Source organism: Neobacillus paridis (genome assembly GCF_016765675.1).
Classification (GTDB): Bacteria; Bacillota; Bacilli; order Bacillales; family Cytobacillaceae; genus Neobacillus; species Neobacillus paridis.
Map to the genome: position 1 here is coordinate 1 of NZ_JAESWB010000095.1, position 502 is coordinate 502.

Genomic DNA, 502 nt, shown 5'->3' on the forward strand with positions numbered 1-502 from the left:
CACGGCGCCCTGAAGAACTGGGTGAAGCTGCAGTCCGAGCATGAATGCCTGTTTTTCGTCGCTGACTGGCATGCCCTGACCACGCACTACGACGATCCGAGCATCATCGAGAAAAGCACCTGGGACATGGTGATCGACTGGCTGGCCGCCGGCATCGACCCGGCGCAGTCCACCCTGTTTATCCAGTCCAAGGTGCCCGAGCATGCCGAACTGCACCTGCTGCTGTCGATGACCACGCCGCTGGGCTGGCTGGAGCGGGTGCCGACCTACAAGGACCAGCAGGAAAAGCTGGCCGACCGCGATCTGGCGACCTATGGCTTCCTCGGCTACCCGCTGCTGCAGGCGGCCGACGTGCTGATCTACCGCGCCAGCATGGTGCCGGTGGGCGAGGACCAGGTGCCGCACATTGAAATGATGCGGGAGCTGGCGCGCCGCTTCAATCACATCTACGGCAAGGAAAAGGATTTCGAGGAAAAGGCCAAGGAAGCGGTGAAGAAGCTGG

1 protein-coding gene is annotated in these 502 nt (G+C 62.2%); it reads left to right on the forward strand.

Annotation, left to right across the window (positions count from 1 at the left end):
- On the forward strand, positions 1-502 hold a 502-nt coding region (locus tag JK635_RS28055), incomplete at both ends, for a nucleotidyl transferase family protein (RefSeq protein ID WP_498043858.1).